The sequence below is a fragment of the Burkholderia sp. AU16741 genome, assembly GCF_002223345.1.
In the GTDB taxonomy this organism is placed as follows: domain Bacteria; phylum Pseudomonadota; class Gammaproteobacteria; order Burkholderiales; family Burkholderiaceae; genus Burkholderia; species Burkholderia sola.
In genome coordinates this window covers 162,761-180,597 of the sequence record NZ_NKEZ01000009.1, presented here as the reverse complement: position 1 = coordinate 180,597, position 17,837 = coordinate 162,761, and the positions used below count along the sequence as shown (strand labels likewise).

The following is a 17,837-nucleotide window of genomic DNA, read 5'->3' as shown; positions in this document are numbered from 1 at the left end:
CGCGCCCGCACCCGCCGGGCGCGGCGGCTTTTTTCAGCGGCCGGCGATCGCCGGTTCGCGCTTGTCCAGCTCCTTCCTCGCGGCCAGCGGCAGACGCGCGTCGTCCCACTGCGCCAGCCATTCGACTTCCTTCGTGGTGAACACCGGTCCGTGGTTGCGCAACGCGTACTGCAGCGCGTCGACGACGTGATGGCGAATGATTTCGGGGGTACGTGCATCGTCCAGCACGAACCGGAGGGCTTCCAGGGTCGACATACTCGTGCTCCGGGTCAGGGAAAACCCTTTATGCCACGCCAATAGTCGCGGGCCAACCCGAAAAAAAATCCGGCCGCACGGGCTGGCGCACGCGACGGCCGCGCATCGCGACCGCTTCGCGTCATTTGCGATTGGTTACGTTTGACAGAGAACAGAAAGCCCCGCTTCATCCGGCCGCCGCACGACCCGGCGATATTTTGCGCGCCTGACGGCAAGTCACGAAGTTCAACATCAATCGGTGAGGTGGGGTGATGATTTCCAGGTTCATCAAGCAACGGAAAACGGCGGCGATGGTCGCGGCTGCGCTGGCGCTCGCCGGCGCGGGCGTGCACGCGGCGCAACCGGACGACAGCGGCCGCGCGAGCCGGGTCGTGAAGCACGTGCTGCTGCTCAGCATCGACGGCCTGCACGAACAGGATCTCGCGCGCTGCATCGGCGCGAATACGTGCCCGAACCTCGCGGTGCTCGCGAAGAGCGGCGTGACGTACGCGAATGCGTATACGCCGGGGCTGTCGGATTCGTTCCCGGGCCTTGCGGCACTGGTGACGGGCGGCTCGCCGAAGACGGCCGGCCTGTTCTACGACGTGTCGTACGACCGCAACCTGTACGCGCCGAGCGACACGACGTGTTCGGGCAAGCAGGGCTGGAACGTCGTGTTCGACGAGACGACCGGCATCGATGCGTTCAACGGCGGCAAGCTCGTGCACCTCGACGGCGGCGGCGCGTTCAATCCGCAGGCGATACCGCATGCGAAGGTCAACGGGCAGTGCGTGCCGGTCTACCCGCACAACTACGTGAAGACCAACACGGTGTTCGAGGCCGTGAAGGCCGGCGTGCCGAATGCGCACACCGCGTGGGCCGACAAGCACGCGTGGGGCTACGACTGGCTGAACGGCCCGTCGGGCACCGGCGTCGACGACCTGATGCGCACCGAGATCAACTCGATCGACCCGGCGACCAACACCGACTATACGGACGTCTACTCGCACACCGCGCGCTTCGACAACCTGCACGTGCAGGCGCTGATCAACCAGATTGGCGGCCGCGATTCGACCGGCACGAAGGCCGCGCCGGTGCCGACGCTGTTCGGCGCGAACTTCCAGACGCTGAGCGTCGCGCAGAAGGCGCCGGTCGCGAAGGGCGGCGGCTACCTCGATGCCGACTTCACGCCGAACGGGCAGGTCGCGAACGCGATCACGTACGTCGACGACGCGATCGGCCATGTCGTCGCGGCGCTGAAGCAGGCGAACCTGTATACGTCGACGGCGGTGATCGTCACGTCGAAGCACGGCCAGTCGCCGAGCGATCACACGAAGCTCGTGAAGAACGGCGACACGCTGACGAAGCTGCTCGAAGCGAACGACTTCCTCGACCCGAACGGCAACTTCGGCCAGAACAACACGACGACGGGCAACCTGAACGACGGTTCGGGCCTGGTCGGCACGGGCTTCGTGCAGACCGACGACGTCGGCCTGGTCTGGCTGCGCGACCGCGGCCAGCGCACGGCCGTCGTGCAGGCGCTGAAGGCGAATCTCGGCTGCAACGCGCCGGGGATCTGCGCGGACGGCCCGCAGGCATACGTGCTGTACGGCGCGGCGCTGGCCGACCGTTTCGGCGATCCGGCCAACGGCCGCACGCCGGACATCGTCGTCCAGCCGAATCCGGGCGTGATCTACACGTCGAGCACGAAGAAGGACGAGGAGCACGGCGGCAACGCGCCGGACGACAGCCATCTCGGCCTGCTGGTGTCGTATCCGGGCATTCATCGTGCGCGCACGGTGAGCGATCTCGTCGGCACGAAGCAGGTCGCGCCGACGATCCTGGCGCTGCTCGGCGCGGATCCGCGCCTGCTGCATGCGGTCGTGGCCGAGAACACGCGCGTGCTGCCGGGGCTCGGTATCGGGCGTTGACGTTGCAGGCCGGAGGCCGCCGTCGGGCGGCGTCCGGCAACGGGCGCGCGCTGTCGTGCGGCGGTGCGCGTCGGCGCGGCCCGTACGACGCTGCGCCGCCCTACGGACGCCCGGCTTCGTCCAGCATCCATTCCTTGAAACGCCGCAACGCCTCGCTCGTGTCGAGGCGCTCCGGCGCGTAGCACAGATAGTGCCCCTGCGCGTCGACGTCGACGGGCGCGTCGAACGGCTCGATCAGCGTGCCCGCCGCCAGATTGTCGAGAATCAGGAAGCGCGGCACGAGCGCGATCCCGAGCCCGGCCTGGGCCGCCTGGATCAGCACCGAATACTGCTCGAAGCGCGGCCCGGCCAGCGCGTTCATCTGCGACGCGCGATGACGTTCCGCCCATGCGGACCACGCGATCTCCGCCTGCTCGTGCACGAGGCGCGGCGCCGCCGCCGCGTCGGCGGGCACGCGCAGCGCATGCCGGTCGACGAATTCGCGCGAGCAGACCGGCACGAAGGTCCGCCCGCCCAGATAGTCGCTTCGCACGCCCTCCCATCCACCGTCGCCGTAGCGGATCGCCGCGTCCAGCCCGAACGGAAACACGTCGCCGGGCGCGAGGTGGCGGCGAAAGCTCAGCGTGACCCCCGGCGCGGCGGCGAGAAAGTGCGTGAGCCGCGGCAACAGCCACTTCGTCGTGAACGTCGGCACGCTCGCGATCGTCAGCAGGTCGCCGTTCTCGCGGGCGCTCAGCAGTTCGATCGACGCGTTGCCGATTTCGCGCAGCGGCCCGACGACGCGCGCGTGATAGACCTGACCGGCACGGGTGAGCGCGAGGCCGCGCCCCTCGCGCACGAACAGCTTCACGCCGAACAGCGCCTCGAGGTTCGCGATCTGCCGGCTGACCGCGCTCGGCGTCAGGCCCAGTTCGCGGGCCGCGTAGGAGAAGTTCAGGTACTTCGCGGACGTGGCGAACGCATGCAGTTCCGCCACGTTCGGATACAGGTGCTTCATCGCGAGCTGTTCCGTCCTTGCATAGATCGATGCGCGCTTTTTACGTTTTTTTCATGACGATGCCATGTCGAAACCGCACACTGCGCCGGCTTCGACAACGCATGCGGGCCCGTCCGGCGGGCGTTGCGCGAGGTTTTTCCCGATCGTCAGCGAGTGTCTTCATGTCTGAGTCAACCGCCCCGGCCATGGCCGACGGTATTCCGATTCGTCGTAACAAACCGGCCCGGCCGCCCGTCGGGCGCCTGCTGCTGCAGGCGCTGCTCGCGGTGTTCGGCCTCTACCTGCTGTTGCCGATCGTATTGCTGCTGATCGGCGCGGTGGGCGAATCGTGGACGAACACGTTGCTGCCCGCCGGCGTCACCGGGCACTGGTTCGCCGATCTGGCCGCGAACCGGAGCTTCACGCGCGCGTTCGGCGTGAGCTTCATGGTGGCGCTGGCGTGCTGCGCGCTCAACGCGGTGATCGGCCTGCCGCTCGCGTATGCGCTGCATCATCGCGCGCAGGCAGGCGGCGGGTTCGCGACGCGCATCGTGATGCTGATGCCGGTCGCCGTGCCGGCGCTGACGCTCGGCTTCGGCTACATCGCGATCTTCAGCGGCGACACGTTGCCGTGGCTCGGCACGTTGCCGCTGATGATCGCGGCGCACGCGGTGCTGACGCTGCCGTATCTGTTGCAGACGCTGCTCGGCGACCTGCGCCACCTCGGCCTCGCGCGGCTCGAGGCCTGCGCGGCGACGCTCGGTGCGACGCCGCTGCGCCAGTTCGTCACGATCGTGCTGCCGAACCTGCGCCACAGCCTGTTTTCCGGCCTCGTGATGGTGGCCGCGCTGTCGATCGGCGAATTCCAGATTTCGAACCTGATCGCCGGCTTTCGCTACCGGAACTATCCGATCGTGTTGCTGCAGGCGTTCTACGGCGCGACGGGGATGGCGTGCGCGGCCACGGTCGTGCTGCTCGTGCTCGCCGTGCTCGCGACGCTCGTGTCCGTCGGCACCGTGCAACGTCTGAAATGAGTCATCCATGAGCCTCGAATTCGAACACGTCAGTTTTCAGTATCCGGGCGCCCGTCATGGCGTCGACGACGTCACGCTGTCGGCCGCGCAGGGCGAACTGCTCGCCGTGATGGGCCGCAGCGGGTCCGGCAAATCCACGCTGCTGCGGCTCGCGGCCGGGCTGCTCGACGGTTGGCGCGGCCGCATCGCGATCGGCGGCGACGACGTGGCCGGCGTGCCCGTGTGGCGGCGCGAAGTGGGGATGGTGTTCCAGCACTACGCGCTGTTCCCGAACCTGTCGGTCGTCGACAACGTCGCGTACGGGCTGCGGATGCGCGGCGTCGCGGCCGACGTGCGGCGCCGGCGCGCGCTGGACATGCTCGAGCGGGTCGGATTGTCGGCGCATGCGACGCGCGGCATCGCGATGCTGTCCGGCGGACAGCAGCAGCGCGTCGCGCTCGCGCGGGCGCTCGTGATCGAACCGAAGCTGCTGCTGCTCGACGAGCCGCTGGCGGCGCTCGATGCCGGCATCCGTCATCAGTTGCGCGACGAGATCCGCGCACTGCAGCGCGCCTGCGGCGCGACGACGCTGTTCGTCACGCACGACCAGGACGAAGCGCTGAGCATGGCCGACCGCGTCGCGATCGTCGACGGCGGCCGCGTGCTCCAGGCCGGCACGCCGCGCGACCTGTACGAGCGCCCCGCGACCGCCGAGATCGCGCGCTTCGTCGGGCATTCGACATTGCTGCGCGGCCGCGTGCTCGCGCAGGGCACCGTCGACGTGCGTTTCGCGACGCTGCGCGCGGAAACGGGCGGGCACCGGCCGGGTGCGGAAATCGAGGTGCTGGTGCGCCCCGAACACGTGCAGGCCGATCCGCCCGAACACAGCGCCAACCGCATCGACGGCCGTCGCGGGGACGTGCGCTATTTCGGCGCGACGCAGCGCTACGACTTCATTCCGGACGGTTCGGCCGACGTGCTGCTGTGCGAAGGGCGCGAGCCCGCCGCGCGCAGCATCGCGATCGACCCTTGCCATCTGCTCGTGCTGCCGGCGTCGCCGGCTGCGCAATGACCTCTTTCGTTCAACGGAGATTCACGATGCTTGCAGGCTCCCTTTTTGTGAAGGCCATGCGCGCCCGCGTGCTGGCGCTGTGCGCGCTCGCGGCGCTTTCCAGCGCGGCGGCGCAGGCCGCGCCGCTGTATCCGGGCGAAGACGCGCTGTACGCGAAGGCGGCCGACGAAGGGCTCGTCGTGTCGTTCGATACCGGCCCCGAATGGGCGAACTGGAAGGCGCTGTTCGCCGAATTCCGCAAGCGCTACCCGAAGGTCGAGATCACGTACAACGACATCGGCTCGGCCGCGACCGTCGTCGCGCTCGACAAGTCGCGTCGCCGTCCGCAGGCCGATACCGCGTACTACTTCGCGGCATCGGCGCTCGACGCCGCGGGCAAGGACGTCGTCGCGCCGTTCCGGCCGGTCAACTTCGACAAGCTGCCGGGCGTGTTCCGCGCGACCGACGCTCGCTGGTTCGCCGTGCATTCGCTGAACATCGCGTTCCTCGTCAACCGGAAGCTCGTCAAGAACGTACCGCAGCGCTGGTCGGACCTGCTGAAGCCCGAGTACCGCAACGCGGTGGTCTATCTCGACCCGCGCTCGACCGGGCAGGGCCAGGTCGCGGTGTTCGCGGCCGCGTATGCGAACGGCGGCAGCGTCGAGAACCCGAAGCCGGGCGCCGACTTCTTCGGCAAGCTGAAGCAGGCCGGCAACGTGCTGCGCGTAGAGGGCACGACGCCGTACGCGAAGTTCGTAAAGGGCGAGATTCCGATCCTGATCGGCTACGAGAACGACGGCCTCAAGGCGAAGTACGCGGACGGCATGGGCGACGCGGCCGACGTCGTGATTCCGCAGGACGGCAGCGTGTCGGCGCCGTATGCGATGAGTCTCGTGAAGAACGGCCCGAATCCGTCCGCCGGGCAGCTCTGGCTCAACCTCGTGATGAGCGACGTCGGGCAGGCGCTGTTCGCGCAAGGCTACGTGCGCCCGGCGGTGCCGGGCACGCCGGTCGCGGCGGACGTCGCGGCGAAGCTGCCGAACGCGCCGCAGGTGCGCCCGCTCGATGTCGCGAAGGCGGCGGCGCGCAAGGCCGAGGTCGACCAGCTGTGGTCGCAGGCCACGCTCGGCCAGTAAGGGGCGCGGGATGCACGCTTCCTTACCCGAGCGCGGCGTGCTGCGCCGTTTCGGCGCGCTGCCCGCGGCCGCGTTGCTCGCGGTGTGCTTCGTGCTGCCGCTGGCCGCGCTGGTCGATGCGGCAGGCGCGGGCGGCGGCCGCGCGTTCGCGGCGGTGTGGCGCGATCCGCTCGTCGCCGATGCGATCGCGCGCTCGCTGGCGCTGGCGGTGGGCGCCGGCACGCTGTCGGTCGCCGTCGGCGTGCCGGTCGCGTTCGCGCTCGCCGGGCAGTCGCCGGCCCGTCGCCACTGGTCGCTCGCGCTGCTCGGCGTGCCGCTGGCGTTTTCCGGGCTGGTGATCGCGTACGGCTTCATCCTCGCATTCGGCCGCGCGGGCTTCGTGACCACGCTGCTGGCCGCGCTCGGCGCCGATCCGACCGTGGTCGGCGGCGCGATCTACACGATGCCGGGGCTCGCGGTCGCCTATGCGTACTACCTGATCCCGCGCGTCGCGCTGATGATCTACCCGACGCTCGCGAATCTCGACCGGCGGCCGCTCGAGGCGGCGCTGACGCTCGGCGCGCGGCCGTGGCGCGCGTGGCTCGACGTCGCGTGGCGCGAGCTGTGGCCGTCGGTCGCGTCCGCATGGTGCCTCGTGACGGCGATCGCGCTCGGTACTTACGGCACGGCGATTGCGCTGGCCGGCACGCAGATCAACATCCTGCCGCTGCTGATGTATCTGAAGCTGTCGGACGGGCAAACCGATTTTTCGCAGGCGGCCGCGCTGTCGATCGTGCTGACGGCCATCTGTACCTGCGTTCTTGCACTGGGGGAAGGCCTTGTTCGCCAACGACGTCATTGAATGTGCGTGGTCCGAACCGGCGCGCGACGCGCTCGCGCGACTCGCGCAACGGCAACGCGGCACGCACCGGCACCGGATGCCGGTCGGCGTGATCGGCCCGCGCGACGCGACGGATGAACAGATGCGGGTCGCGGAACGGATCGCGCACGCGGTGGCGGCGACGGGCGTCGCGCTCGTCGGCGGCGGCAAGCAGGGCGTGATGGAGGCCGCCGCGCGCGGTGCGCACGCGGCCGGCGGCTGCGCGATCGGGCTGTTGCCCGAGGAGGATGTCGCGCTGGCGAATCCGTATCTGAGCGTCGCGCTGCCGACCGGGCTCGGCATCACGCGCAATGCCTTGGTCGCACGCGCGTCGGTGTGCCTGATCGCGGTCGGCGGCGGGCTCGGCACGCTGTCGGAAATCGCGCTCGGGCTGCAGTGGGGCAAGCCGGTGTTCACGATTTGCGGTGCGCCGCAGGTGGCGGGGGTCGAGTGCTTCGACGAAGCGGACGCGCTCGTCCTGCGCGTCGCGCAGTGGCTGGCCGATTCGGCGTAGCGCAGGGTATCGGGAGGGGGCGCCCGGCGAACGTCGCGCCCGGGCTTGAAACGGGGCGCGCAACCCGCCATATTGGCCGGGTGTCACCCGTTCAACGACGTACCGAGAGGATCGTTCATGCGCCTGCTGCTCGCCCTGCTGCTCCCGTGGTTCCAGTTCTTCACGATCGGCCGCCCGATCGCGGGGATCATCTGTCTGCTCCTGCAACTCACGATCATCGGCTGGCTGCCGGCCGCGATCTGGTCGGTGTATGCGCTGAGCCAGTACAAGACCGATCGGAAGATCGAGGCGGCGCTGCGCGGGCGGCCGTAGACGCGCGATGCGCGGTTGGGTGATTCAGCCGCGTGGTTCGTATTTCGGTAGAAATATATATTTCCTTCACGTCGGCGACGTGATTTGTATGGATTTCTGCCTAAATGGCGGATTCGTGCGTTGTTCTGCTTGATGCATCCGGCCGAAGCCGCGGCCCAACGACAAAACGGCCGCCCGGGCCATCGCTCGACCCGGGCGGCCGCTTCGCCTACTTCACCGCAAACAGCGTCAGGTTCATGAAGATCTTGAACGCATAGCCGAGCGTCACGGCGCCGATCACGCCGCCCGCCCACAGAACGACGAACCACATCCAGCCGCGCATCCGCGGGCGCGGCGCGCCGGGCTGGCCGGCGGTGGAATCAGTGGTGGTAGTAATGCTGGTCTTCATGGCGCACCTTGCCTCGGAATACCCAATAACCCATCGTCGTATAGGCGATGATGATCGGGAGGATAACCGCTGCGCCGACCAGCGTGAAGGTCTGGCTCGAACGCGGCGCCGCCGCTTCCCAGATCGTCATCGTCTGCGGAATCGCATAGGGAAACAGCGTGACGAGCAGGCCGACGTAGCCGAGCAGCACCAGCGCCAGCGCCAGCACGAACGGCGTCATGTCATGCCGGTCGCGCACCGCGCGGCGCATCCACACCGCGCATGCGGCCACGAGGAACGGCACCGGCAGCAGGCGCCAGAACAGCCCCGAGTCGAACCAGCGCTGCGCGATGGCCCGATCCTGCAGCGGCGTCCACAGGCTGATCACCGCGATGAAGCCGAGCAGCACGACGGTCAGCGGCCACACGACGCGATGCAGGCGGCGTTGCAGGTCGCCTTCGGTCTTCGCGACGAGCCAGCAGCAACCGAGCAGCGCGTAGGTCACGATCAGGCCGAGGCCCGTCAGCAGGCTGAACGGCGTGAGCCAGTCGAACGCGCCGCCGGCGTACACGCCGTCCTTCACGTCGATGCCCTGCAGGAACGCGCCGAGCGCGATCCCCTGGAACAGCGTGGCGCCGGCCGAGCCGCCGATGAACGCGAGATCCCACAGCTGCTTCGTGCGCCGTGCCTTCGCGCGGATCTCGAACGACACGCCGCGGAAGATCAGGCACACCAGCATGAAGATCAGCGGCAGGTACAGCGCCGACAGCACGGTCGAATAGACGATCGGGAACACCGCGAACAGCCCGGCGCCGCCGAGCACGAGCCACGTCTCGTTGCCGTCCCACACGGGCGCGACCGTGTTCATCATCAGGTCGCGTTCCTTCTCGTCCGGGAAGAACGGGAAGACGATGCCGATGCCGAGGTCGAAGCCGTCGAGCACGACGTACATGAAGAGCCCCAATGCGATGATCGCGGCCCAGATTACGGTGACGTCCATAGGTTTTCTCGTTTGCGAATGGGGTGGGCTCAGACGGTCTCGATCAGCTCGTCGACGACCGACATCGGGCGGCGCGCGGTGTGATCGGGGCGCGTGTCCGGTTTATCGTCGTGCTTGACGTCGGGCAGCGCAGGGCCGGCCTTCATCAGCTTCAGCATGTAGTACACGCCGGTGCCGAACACGAGGAAGTACACGATCACGAACGTCATCATCGACAGGCTGACCTGCTGCACCGACAGCGGCGACACGGCCTGCGCGGTGCGCATCACGCCATATACGACCCACGGCTGGCGTCCCGCTTCGGTCGTCACCCAGCCGGCGAGCAGCGACACGAAACCGGTCGGGCCCATCACGAGCGCGAAGCGCTGGAACCACTTCGATTCATACAGGCGGCCGCGGCGGCGCAGGAACCACGCGAGCGCGGCGAGGCCGATCATCGCGAAGCCGAGGCCGACCATGATCCGGAAGCTCCAGAACACGACCGTCGAATTCGGGCGGTCTTGCGGCGGGAAGTCCTTCAGCCCGCGGATCTCGCCGTCCCAGCTGTGCGTCAGGATCAGGCTGCCGAGGTGCGGCACCTTCACCGCGTAGCGGGTCGTTTCGGCTTTCATGTCGGGAATGCCGAACAGGTTGAGCGCGGTGCCGCCCTTTTCGGTTTCCCACAGCCCTTCGATCGCGGCGATCTTCGCGGGCTGGTACTTCAGCGTGTTGATGCCGTGCTGGTCGCCGATCACGGCCTGCAGCGGCGCGAGCACGAGCAGCAGCCACAGCGCCATCGAGAACATCTTCTTCACGCCCTTGTCGCGGCGGCCCTTCAGCAGGTGCCACGCGCCCGTCGCGGCCACCACCAGCGCGGCGACGATGAACGCGGCGATCGCCATGTGGAACAGGCGGTACGGGAACGACGGGTTGAAGATGATCGCGAACCAGTCGGTGGGCACGACCCGGCCGTCGACGATCTCGAATCCCTGCGGCGTCTGCATCCAGCTGTTCGACGCGAGGATCCAGAACGTCGAGATCAGCGTGCCGATCGCGACCATCAGCGTCGCGCCGAAGTGCGCGCGCGGGCTCACGCGGTTCCAGCCGAACAGCATGATGCCGAGGAAGCCGGCTTCGAGGAAGAACGCGGTCATGACCTCGTACATCAGCAGCGGGCCGGTGACGGCGCCGGCGAAGCTCGAGAAGCCCGACCAGTTGGTGCCGAACTGATAGCTCATCACGACGCCGGACACGACGCCCATCCCGAACGCGACCGCGAAGATCTTCGACCAGAACAGGCAGAGCGTTTTGTAGTACTGCTTGCCGGTCTTGAGCCAGCGATATTCGAGCACGGCGATGAAGCTGGCGAGGCCGATGCTCAGCGCCGGAAAGACGATGTGAAAGGAGACGGTGAACGCGAATTGCAGGCGGGCCAGATCGAGGGCCGAAAGTGCGGTGTCCATACCAGATGACCGAGGCTGACGATACCCGCCGGCGGGTGCCGGCGGCCCCCGGCGGACGGGCGTCGGGGTTGGCTGGAGTATGGGCCGCGATGTTGCACCGCGAAATGCGCCAACTCGTCGCAGATGTCCAGCCCGTCGCGGGCGATTTCCGGATAAATCGTTGATTCGTATCAAGAAGGCCGTTCGCGGCGCGTGCGGCCGCGGCGTGGCGGTCTGCCGCACGTGCGTCAATATGGCGCGTCGCATCATCGGAACGGTTTTGCGTGCGCGAAAACCGTGTGTAGGGACGGGGATCGGTTTCGATCCGTTAGCGTGTAACGCGCCGGTCCGGACGGGCGGGGCCGTTCGTCACACGGGTAACGGCGCGCAACATTCGCGTGGGCGTTGGTAATGGATGCCGGATCGCATGCGGCGTAGCGTTCGGGATGCAGGGTTCGCATCGACGAACCGGCCAGCCGGAGAACGTGACGTGAATGGATTGAAACTCGCGCTGGGTGCGGCCGCCGCGGTGGCGGTCGCGACGGGCGGCGTGGCGCATGCCGCCCGGGTCGGAGTCTATATCGGCCCCGGCTACCCGTATTACGCCCCGGTTGTCCCTGCGCCTTACTACTACCCGCCGCCCGTCGTCGCGGTGCCGGTCGCTCCGCCGCCGCCGACCGAGTATGTCGAGCAGGGGCAGCCGCAGGACAACGGCGACGCGAACCTCTGGTACTACTGCGACGCGTCGAAGCATTACTACCCGTACGTGAAGACCTGCAAGTCGGGCTGGCGCTCGGTGCCGGCGCGGCCGCAGTGACGGAGGCGCAATGATGAGAACCGTATTTCGACTGCTGCGCGTGCCGGCGGTAATGTCGCTCGCCGCGCTGCTCGGTGCGTGCGCCTACATGCCGACCGGGCCGAGCGTGATGGCGCTGCCGGGCACCGGCAAGTCGTTCGACCAGTTCCGCGCCGACGACGGCAGTTGCCGGCAGTACGCGTTCGAGCAATCGGGCGGCGTGAGCGCCGGGCAGGCGTCGACCGCGAGCGCGGTCGGCAGCGCGGCCGTCGGCACCGCGCTCGGTGCGGCGGCCGGCGCCGCATTCAACGGCGGCGCCGGCGCGGCGGTCGGCGCGGGCGCGGGGCTGCTCGCGGGCAGCGTCGTCGGCGCGGGCGCCGCGCAGGGCTCGGCCTATGACGTCCAGCGCCGCTACGACTACGCGTATCTGCAATGCATGTATGCGACAGGCAACCGCGTGCCGGTGCCGGGCGGGATGAGCGGTGGATATGGGGGCTATGGCGGGACTGCGCCGCGCGCCGCGCCGCCGATGCCGCCGGCGGGCGTCCAGCCGCCGCCGCCGCGATACTGACGCACGCGATCGCCGCGCATCCGTCGGCACATGCCGCGTGAATTGCGTACACTCTGAGTCTCGTTTTCGGCAGGGCCGGACGCAGGGATGCCGGCTCGCGTTTACTCAGGGCACAGCGATGATCGATTTACGCAGCGATACCGTGACACGTCCGAGCCAGGCGATGCTGGCCGCCATGACCGCCGCCGAAACCGGCGACGACGTGTGGGGCGACGACCCGACCGTCCTGCGCCTGCAGGCGGTGACGGCCGAGCGGGCCGGCAAGGAAGCCGGCCTGTTCTTCCCGAGCGGCACGCAGAGCAACCTGGCCGCGCTGATGTCGCATTGCGAGCGCGGCGACGAATACATCGTCGGCCAGCTCGCTCATACCTACAAGTACGAAGGCGGCGGCGCGGCCGTGCTCGGCAGCATCCAGCCGCAACCGATCGAGAACGCGCCGGACGGCACGCTGCCGCTCGCGAAGATCGCCGCGGCGATCAAGCCGCTCGACAATCACTTTGCCCGCACGCGCTTGCTCGCGCTCGAAAACACGATCGGCGGCCAGGTCTTGCCGGAAGGCTATGTGCAGGAAGCCGTCGCGTTCGCGCGCAGCCGCGGGCTGTCGACGCACCTCGACGGCGCGCGCGCGTGCAACGCGGCGGTCGCGTCGGGCCGCCCGATCGCCGAGCTGTGCGCGCCGTTCGACACCGTGTCGATCTGCTTCTCGAAAGGGCTCGGTGCGCCGGTCGGGTCGGTGCTCGTCGGCAGCCGTGCGCTGATCGAGCGCGCGCAGCGCTGGCGCAAGGTGCTGGGCGGCGGGATGCGGCAGTCGGGCATTCTCGCGGCGGCGTGCCTGTATGCGCTCGATCACAACGTCGAGCGGCTCGCGGACGATCACGCGAATGCCGCGCATCTCGCCGCCGGCCTCGCACGCATCGATTCGGTGAAGGTGCTGTCGCATGCGACGAACATGGTGTTCGCGCAATTCCCCGAAGCCGATTGCGCGCCGCTCGAGGCGTGGCTGAAGGAGCGCGGGATCCTCACGCAGATGCTGTATGCGTCGCGCTTCGTCACGCATTGCGACGTGTCGCGTGCGGATATCGACACGTTTCTCGGCGCGGTCGGCGCGTATTTCGCGCAGCGTCGCGCGTAACGCTGAATGCGCCGGCCGGCGACGGGCCGGCGCGGCGTGGCATGACGCCACACACGAAAGGGTGACGCGGTGCGCGGTGGGTCGATTCTTGCCATGCCGGCGGATTACGCTTGCCGCGGCATGTCGGCGGGTGGCGTGCCGTCGTGGAACAGCGATTTCAGCTGCGTGCGCAGTTCGGCGCTGTCGGTGTGCTGGTGGACCGAGACCGCATGCTGAACGGCGGCCTCCAGCAGTTCGTTGTCGGAGTCGGCGGAAATCGCGACCGAGCAATGCGTCGCGCTGGGAAACTCGCGGCAATCGATATAGCGGCGGGACATGATGTTCTCCTCACATGAAAGGGAACGGCCGGACCTGGATGATCGGCCGCGCGGCGCGTTCGCGAGGCCGATGGGAAAAGTATAGGCGGCGCGGCCGACTTTCTCGTCGCCGTGCGGACCGCGCCGGCAGCCTCGAATCGCCCGCGCTTCCGCCAGCGCGTTACGGCAGCGGCGCGAGCAGCCGGCGCGCCGCTTCGACCACCCGCTCCGACAGCGACGCCATCGTCGGCGACTGCACGGTCCATGCGTGCCAGTACAGCGTAACGTCGGTCGGATGCGCGGGCGCGAGATCGACGAGCCCCTGCGCATCGAGCGGCGCGGCGCCGATCAGCGGCTCCGGCACCATCGCGTAGCCGAGCCCGTGCCGCACCGCCGCGAAGTGCGAATGGGTGCCCGGCACGTAGTGGCACGGGTACGCGCCTTCGGGCAACCCGAACTTCTCCTTCAGAAATGACGATTGCAGCGTGTCGCGCCGCGAATACGCGACGACGGGCGCATGGCGTGCGCTCGTGCGGTTCAGCCCGCGCGGAAACCAGCGCACCGCGAACGCGGCGGCCGCGAGCAGCCGGTAGCGCATCGTGCCGAGCGGCGTCGCGATGCAGCCGCGCATCGGCTTCGGCTCGGTCGTCACGCAGCCGACCGCCATCCCGCTTTCGAGCAGCGCGAACGTGTGATCCTGATCCTCGACGATCAGCTCGAACAGGATCCGCTCGCCCGCGAGCACGGACGTCAGCGCGGGGAGGAACCACGTGCCGAGGCTGTCGGCGTTCAGCGCGATCGTGACCGAGATCGGCGATTCGCGCTCGGCCGCGAGCGTGCTCTGCAGGTCGGCCTGCAGCAGCGCGACGCGGCGCAGGTGCTGCAGCACGCGCTGTCCGGCCACCGTCGGGCGGCACGGCCGCGTGCGCAGCACGAGCGGCGTGCCGAGGCTCGCCTCCAGCGCGCGGACCCGCTGCGTGACGGCGGACGCGGTCACGTGCAGGCGCACGGCCGCCTGCTCAAAGCTGCCGGTGTCGGCGACGGCCAGCAGCGCGGCGGCCTGCTTCGGATCGATCGTCATCGACATGTCGGGGGGATTCCTGTGATCGGGGACGAGAACAGGCGGTAGTGTAAGGCAGCGTGCGCTGGCGTCCCGGCGCGGCGAATCGTCCCGCGATGCGCGATTCGTCGACGGAATCGGTTGCCGCGTAGGGGACGCGCGGCGGCGTGGGCATTTTGATCTACGCTATATGAACGGGCGAGACGCGGTGGGCGCGATGCCGCTCGCGCGGCGGCGCTGTCGTCATGCCGGCGCCGGCGCCCCACGCCACCACGCAGTGTGCCGATCCGACTACACCTCACCGAAGAACACGCGACGGAGCAACCGAGCCATGATCTTCCGGCAACTTTTCGACCCGCAATCGTCGACGTACACGTACCTGCTCGCCGACAGCGCCTCGCGCGAGGCCCTGCTGATCGATCCCGTGTTCGAGCAGGTGTGCCGCGACGCGGCGCTGCTCGACGAACTCGGGCTGCGGCTCGTCGCGACCGTCGACACGCACGTGCATGCCGATCACGTGACGGGTGCGTGGCTGTTGAAGCAGCGCACGGGCATCACGATCGCGATCTCGGCCGCAAGTGGCGCGCAAGGCGCCGACCGCTACCTGAACGACGGCGACCGCTGCGCGTTCGGCGCGCGCTACCTGACGGTGCGCGCGACGCCCGGCCACACGAGCGGCTGCATCAGCCTCGTGCTCGACGACGAATCGATGGCGTTCACCGGCGATTGCCTGCTGATCCGCGGCACCGGCCGCACCGACTTCCAGCAGGGCGACCCGCGCGCGCTGTATCGCGCGGTGCACGGCCGGCTCTTCACGCTGCCGGCCACGTGCCTGTTGTATCCGGCGCACGACTATCGCGGGCTCACGGTGACGAGCGTCGGCGAGGAACGACGTTTCAACCCGCGCCTCGGCGGCGATCTCAGCGAAGACGATTTCGCCGGCTACATGCGCAACCTCGGGCTCGCGCATCCGCGCCAGATCGACGTCGCGGTGCCGGCGAACCTGCAGTGCGGCGTCGCCGCGAACGCGCCCGATGCGCAGGCGGCCGCCGACTGGGCGCCGCTCGTCTATACGTTCGCCGGCTTCTGGGAAATCGATCCGCAATGGCTCGAGGATCATCTGCCGGCCGTGCAGGTCGTCGACGTGCGCGAACCGGACGAATTCGCGGGCCCGCTCGGCCATCTGCCCGGCGCGACGCCGATCCCGCTCGGCGAACTGGCCGCACGCACCGGCGAAATCGCGCGCGACCGGCCGGTCGTGACCGTGTGCCGGGCCGGCGGCCGTTCCGCGCAGGCCACCGTGATCCTGAAGCAGGCCGGCTTCGACGCGGTCGCGAATCTCGGCGGCGGGATGCTGCGCTGGCGCGCCGAAGGGCGCGTCGTGATGGACGGCCGCTCGTAGCGGCCCAGGCCTGTCCTTCGAAAAAATATCGGGCCGATGTCGAAACGGCCGGGCGCCGTGCGTCGTCAAGGTATCCGATCATGTGGCGCCGCGTGACGCGGCGCGCAACCCCGGGAGCCTCCACGATGATGCCGACGCTTTACGCCCATCCTTTTTCGTCCTATTGCCAGAAGGTGTTGACCGCGCTGTACGAGAACGACACGCCGTTCGAGTATCGCGTGCTCGCGCACGACGATCCGAAGCCGATGCAGGAATTGGCCGCGCTGTGGCCGCTGAAGCGCTTCCCGGTGCTCGTCGATGCGGGCCGCACGGTGATCGAAGCGTCGATCATCGTCGAGTATCTCGGCCTTGCCTATCCGGGCCCCGTGCGCCTGCTGCCCGACGATCCGCGCGCCGCGCTGGAGGTGCGGACGATGGACCGCTTCTTCGACAACTACGTGGCGACGCCGCAGCAGAAGGTCGTGTACGACGCGCTGCGGCCGCAAGCCGAGCGCGATGCGCGCGGGGTGGCCGATGCGCGCGCGATGCTCGACACGTCGTATGCGTGGCTCGACAAGACGATGGCCGATCGCGAATGGGCGGCCGGCGACCGTTTCAGCCTCGCCGATTGCGGCGCGGCGCCGTTCCTGTTCTATGCGGACTGGACGCACCGGATCGATCCGGCGTTCGCGAACGTGATCGCGTACCGCAAGCGTCTGCTCGCGCGGCCGTCGTTCGCGCGCGCGGTCGACGAGGCGCGGCCGTATCGTGCGTTCTTTCCGCTCGGCGCACCCGATCGCGACTGACGGACGCGGTCGTCGCCGGCCGTGCCGCGGCCGCGCATGGCCGGCAGCGCGCGCCGGGGCGACGGAACGACAGCAGCAGCGGCAGCATCGCGCGTCTGCTCGTCACATCGTGCGCGTGGCCGAGTGCGCGAGCGTCAGCAGTTCGTCGAACTGCGTGATCAACTCGAAGCACAGCAGGAAAGCGAGCGTATAGGCGGGCGCGGGGAAGCGCCGGATCATCTCCAGCACCTGCGGTGCGAAGCGCGAGCGGATCGCATCGCGCGTCAGCAGCCACGCGATCGCGATGCCGATCGCCGCGCCCGCGATCAGGTCGGTCGGATAGTGAAAGCCGAGATACGCGCGCGGCAGGCAGATGAACACGACCGAATACAGCAGCGCGACGATGCCGACGCGGCGCGCGATGATGAAGATGCCGGTCGCGATCGCCATCCATAGCATCGCGTGATCGCTCGGAAACGAACTCCAGGTCTGCAACGTCGCCGCGCGCAGTCCGCTCGACGGAAAGTGCAGGTGCAAGTCGGGGTTGTAGATCGGCCGTACGCGGAACGGCAGCACCTGTGCGAGCACGCGGCCGACGGCGAGCGCGACGAGCCCGCTCGCGACGGTGGCGACGACGAACTCGCGTTGCCGCTCGCGGTTCGGGCCGGGCTGGAACCACAGCCAGCACAGCACCGGGACGAGCACGAAGCCCTTGAACGTGTAGAGGCCCGCGATCACGCGGATCGCGTGATTCGTCAACGGGCCCAACGTCAGGTGGGTGAGAAAGATCTGGATCGTCGTGTCGAAATTGTTCATGTCCTGTGCGACCCGGGCGGCCGCGCAGCGCATGACGGGCGGCCGGCTGGATCGAAAAGCGCGCTCGCACGGAGCGCAACGGGGGGCAAGTATGTCACCCGTTATTTCGAAGAAAATGCGAAAAAATACCGGGATTCCCCTGATAAAACGGGGCTGGGCGGTGGGGCCGGATGGGGAGGCGCCGAG

At 68.7% G+C, this 17,837-nt stretch carries 20 protein-coding genes; 12 read left to right on the top strand and 8 right to left on the bottom strand.

The annotated features are described in order from the left end of the window. Window positions 1-33: 33 nt before the first annotated feature. The gene (locus CFB89_RS28075) at window positions 34-255 is read right to left on the bottom strand and encodes a hypothetical protein (protein ID WP_089470787.1); all 222 of its coding nucleotides are present in this window, start codon (window positions 253-255) and stop codon (window positions 34-36) included. A 251-nt stretch (window positions 256-506) separates the two neighbouring features. Between CFB89_RS28075 and CFB89_RS28070 the strand changes: the two genes are divergently transcribed. Continuing rightward, window positions 507-2,165, top strand: coding sequence for an alkaline phosphatase family protein (locus CFB89_RS28070; protein ID WP_089470786.1), 1,659 nt, complete (start codon window positions 507-509; stop codon window positions 2,163-2,165). A 100-nt stretch (window positions 2,166-2,265) separates the two neighbouring features. Here CFB89_RS28070 and CFB89_RS28065 read toward each other — a convergent pair whose 3' ends face one another. After that, entirely contained in the window at window positions 2,266-3,162 is an 897-nt protein-coding gene (locus CFB89_RS28065) for a LysR substrate-binding domain-containing protein (RefSeq protein WP_089470785.1), read from the bottom strand. 161 nt (window positions 3,163-3,323) lie between these two features. On the opposite strand from CFB89_RS28065, the gene CFB89_RS28060 reads away from it, so the two are divergent. The 6 genes from CFB89_RS28060 to CFB89_RS28035 all read left to right on the top strand — a co-directional run bounded on the left by CFB89_RS28060 (window position 3,324) and on the right by CFB89_RS28035 (window position 8,026). Continuing rightward, the gene (locus CFB89_RS28060; protein ID WP_089470784.1) at window positions 3,324-4,175 is read left to right on the top strand and encodes an ABC transporter permease; all 852 of its coding nucleotides are present in this window, start codon (window positions 3,324-3,326) and stop codon (window positions 4,173-4,175) included. Between the two features lie 7 nt (window positions 4,176-4,182). Continuing rightward, window positions 4,183-5,226: an ABC transporter ATP-binding protein gene (locus tag CFB89_RS28055; protein ID WP_089470783.1), complete on the top strand. Its 1,044-nt coding sequence runs from the start codon at window positions 4,183-4,185 to the stop codon at window positions 5,224-5,226. A gap of 26 nt (window positions 5,227-5,252) precedes the next feature. Then, a complete protein-coding gene (locus CFB89_RS28050) occupies window positions 5,253-6,341 on the top strand; it encodes an extracellular solute-binding protein (protein WP_089470782.1) in 1,089 nt (362 codons plus the stop codon). A gap of 10 nt (window positions 6,342-6,351) precedes the next feature. Continuing rightward, window positions 6,352-7,182 (top strand): ABC transporter permease, encoded by an 831-nt coding sequence (locus CFB89_RS28045; RefSeq protein WP_089470781.1) that lies wholly within the window; start codon window positions 6,352-6,354, stop codon window positions 7,180-7,182. 76 nt (window positions 7,183-7,258) lie between these two features. Next, on the top strand, window positions 7,259-7,714 hold the full coding sequence (locus CFB89_RS28040; protein WP_089470932.1) for a TIGR00725 family protein: 456 nt from the start codon (window positions 7,259-7,261) through the stop codon (window positions 7,712-7,714). Between the two features lie 117 nt (window positions 7,715-7,831). Next, window positions 7,832-8,026 (top strand): YqaE/Pmp3 family membrane protein, encoded by a 195-nt coding sequence (locus CFB89_RS28035; RefSeq protein WP_058902411.1) that lies wholly within the window; start codon window positions 7,832-7,834, stop codon window positions 8,024-8,026. A gap of 208 nt (window positions 8,027-8,234) precedes the next feature. On the opposite strand, the gene CFB89_RS28030 is transcribed toward CFB89_RS28035, so the two are convergent. Genes CFB89_RS28030 through CFB89_RS28020 form a run of 3 tightly spaced genes read right to left on the bottom strand, consistent with a single transcriptional unit; the run spans window position 8,235 to window position 10,835 of the window. Next, window positions 8,235-8,414 carry a hypothetical protein gene (locus CFB89_RS28030; protein WP_050012191.1) on the bottom strand — a complete coding sequence of 60 codons (180 nt, stop codon included), beginning with the start codon at window positions 8,412-8,414 and terminating at the stop codon, window positions 8,235-8,237. Then, a complete protein-coding gene (cydB, locus tag CFB89_RS28025) occupies window positions 8,386-9,393 on the bottom strand; it encodes a cytochrome d ubiquinol oxidase subunit II (protein ID WP_089470780.1) in 1,008 nt (335 codons plus the stop codon). The genes CFB89_RS28030 and cydB overlap by 29 nt, the downstream gene beginning before the upstream one ends. A gap of 29 nt (window positions 9,394-9,422) precedes the next feature. Then, a complete protein-coding gene (locus CFB89_RS28020) occupies window positions 9,423-10,835 on the bottom strand; it encodes a cytochrome ubiquinol oxidase subunit I (protein ID WP_089470779.1) in 1,413 nt (470 codons plus the stop codon). Window positions 10,836-11,304: 469 nt separating this feature from the next. Here CFB89_RS28020 and CFB89_RS28015 point away from each other — a divergent pair, with 469 nt between their 5' ends. The 3 genes from CFB89_RS28015 to ltaE all read left to right on the top strand — a co-directional run bounded on the left by CFB89_RS28015 (window position 11,305) and on the right by ltaE (window position 13,313). After that, a complete protein-coding gene (locus tag CFB89_RS28015; RefSeq protein WP_027810181.1) occupies window positions 11,305-11,631 on the top strand; it encodes a hypothetical protein in 327 nt (108 codons plus the stop codon). Window positions 11,632-11,644: 13 nt separating this feature from the next. Next, window positions 11,645-12,181 (top strand): hypothetical protein, encoded by a 537-nt coding sequence (locus CFB89_RS28010; protein ID WP_089470931.1) that lies wholly within the window; start codon window positions 11,645-11,647, stop codon window positions 12,179-12,181. 118 nt (window positions 12,182-12,299) lie between these two features. Continuing rightward, the gene (gene ltaE / locus CFB89_RS28005; protein ID WP_089470778.1) at window positions 12,300-13,313 is read left to right on the top strand and encodes a low-specificity L-threonine aldolase; all 1,014 of its coding nucleotides are present in this window, start codon (window positions 12,300-12,302) and stop codon (window positions 13,311-13,313) included. Between the two features lie 104 nt (window positions 13,314-13,417). On the opposite strand, the gene CFB89_RS28000 is transcribed toward ltaE, so the two are convergent. Continuing rightward, window positions 13,418-13,630 (bottom strand): DUF1059 domain-containing protein, encoded by a 213-nt coding sequence (locus tag CFB89_RS28000; protein ID WP_034205979.1) that lies wholly within the window; start codon window positions 13,628-13,630, stop codon window positions 13,418-13,420. A gap of 160 nt (window positions 13,631-13,790) precedes the next feature. Continuing rightward, window positions 13,791-14,696, bottom strand: a complete 906-nt coding sequence (locus CFB89_RS27995; RefSeq protein ID WP_089470777.1) for an HTH-type transcriptional regulator ArgP — start codon at window positions 14,694-14,696, stop codon at window positions 13,791-13,793. A 304-nt stretch (window positions 14,697-15,000) separates the two neighbouring features. On the opposite strand from CFB89_RS27995, the gene CFB89_RS27990 reads away from it, so the two are divergent. Both CFB89_RS27990 and CFB89_RS27985 read left to right on the top strand, forming a co-directional pair. Beyond that, window positions 15,001-16,071, top strand: a complete 1,071-nt coding sequence (locus tag CFB89_RS27990; RefSeq protein WP_089470776.1) for a rhodanese-like domain-containing protein — start codon at window positions 15,001-15,003, stop codon at window positions 16,069-16,071. Between the two features lie 125 nt (window positions 16,072-16,196). Continuing rightward, a complete protein-coding gene (locus tag CFB89_RS27985) occupies window positions 16,197-16,856 on the top strand; it encodes a glutathione S-transferase family protein (protein ID WP_089470775.1) in 660 nt (219 codons plus the stop codon). A gap of 102 nt (window positions 16,857-16,958) precedes the next feature. Here the strand turns inward: CFB89_RS27985 and CFB89_RS27980 are convergent, their stop codons facing one another. Next, window positions 16,959-17,651, bottom strand: coding sequence for a phosphatase PAP2 family protein (locus tag CFB89_RS27980; protein WP_089470930.1), 693 nt, complete (start codon window positions 17,649-17,651; stop codon window positions 16,959-16,961). Between the last annotated feature and the right edge of the window lie 186 nt (window positions 17,652-17,837).

What these genes read in the sequence shown, in the direction of transcription:
- CFB89_RS28075 (WP_089470787.1), bottom strand. Translation starts at nt 255, where the DNA reads ATGTCGACCCTGGAAGCCCTCCGGTTCGTGCTGGACGATGCACGTACC.
- CFB89_RS28070 (WP_089470786.1), top strand. Translation starts at nt 507, where the DNA reads ATGATTTCCAGGTTCATCAAGCAACGGAAAACGGCGGCGATGGTCGCG.
- CFB89_RS28065 (WP_089470785.1), bottom strand. Translation starts at nt 3,162, where the DNA reads ATGAAGCACCTGTATCCGAACGTGGCGGAACTGCATGCGTTCGCCACG.
- CFB89_RS28060 (WP_089470784.1), top strand. Translation starts at nt 3,324, where the DNA reads ATGTCTGAGTCAACCGCCCCGGCCATGGCCGACGGTATTCCGATTCGT.
- CFB89_RS28055 (WP_089470783.1), top strand. Translation starts at nt 4,183, where the DNA reads ATGAGCCTCGAATTCGAACACGTCAGTTTTCAGTATCCGGGCGCCCGT.
- CFB89_RS28050 (WP_089470782.1), top strand. Translation starts at nt 5,253, where the DNA reads ATGCTTGCAGGCTCCCTTTTTGTGAAGGCCATGCGCGCCCGCGTGCTG.
- CFB89_RS28045 (WP_089470781.1), top strand. Translation starts at nt 6,352, where the DNA reads ATGCACGCTTCCTTACCCGAGCGCGGCGTGCTGCGCCGTTTCGGCGCG.
- CFB89_RS28040 (WP_089470932.1), top strand. Translation starts at nt 7,259, where the DNA reads ATGCCGGTCGGCGTGATCGGCCCGCGCGACGCGACGGATGAACAGATG.
- CFB89_RS28035 (WP_058902411.1), top strand. Translation starts at nt 7,832, where the DNA reads ATGCGCCTGCTGCTCGCCCTGCTGCTCCCGTGGTTCCAGTTCTTCACG.
- CFB89_RS28030 (WP_050012191.1), bottom strand. Translation starts at nt 8,414, where the DNA reads ATGAAGACCAGCATTACTACCACCACTGATTCCACCGCCGGCCAGCCC.
- cydB (WP_089470780.1), bottom strand. Translation starts at nt 9,393, where the DNA reads ATGGACGTCACCGTAATCTGGGCCGCGATCATCGCATTGGGGCTCTTC.
- CFB89_RS28020 (WP_089470779.1), bottom strand. Translation starts at nt 10,835, where the DNA reads ATGGACACCGCACTTTCGGCCCTCGATCTGGCCCGCCTGCAATTCGCG.
- CFB89_RS28010 (WP_089470931.1), top strand. Translation starts at nt 11,645, where the DNA reads ATGAGAACCGTATTTCGACTGCTGCGCGTGCCGGCGGTAATGTCGCTC.
- ltaE (WP_089470778.1), top strand. Translation starts at nt 12,300, where the DNA reads ATGATCGATTTACGCAGCGATACCGTGACACGTCCGAGCCAGGCGATG.
- CFB89_RS28000 (WP_034205979.1), bottom strand. Translation starts at nt 13,630, where the DNA reads ATGTCCCGCCGCTATATCGATTGCCGCGAGTTTCCCAGCGCGACGCAT.
- CFB89_RS27995 (WP_089470777.1), bottom strand. Translation starts at nt 14,696, where the DNA reads ATGTCGATGACGATCGATCCGAAGCAGGCCGCCGCGCTGCTGGCCGTC.
- CFB89_RS27990 (WP_089470776.1), top strand. Translation starts at nt 15,001, where the DNA reads ATGATCTTCCGGCAACTTTTCGACCCGCAATCGTCGACGTACACGTAC.
- CFB89_RS27985 (WP_089470775.1), top strand. Translation starts at nt 16,197, where the DNA reads ATGATGCCGACGCTTTACGCCCATCCTTTTTCGTCCTATTGCCAGAAG.
- CFB89_RS27980 (WP_089470930.1), bottom strand. Translation starts at nt 17,651, where the DNA reads ATGAACAATTTCGACACGACGATCCAGATCTTTCTCACCCACCTGACG.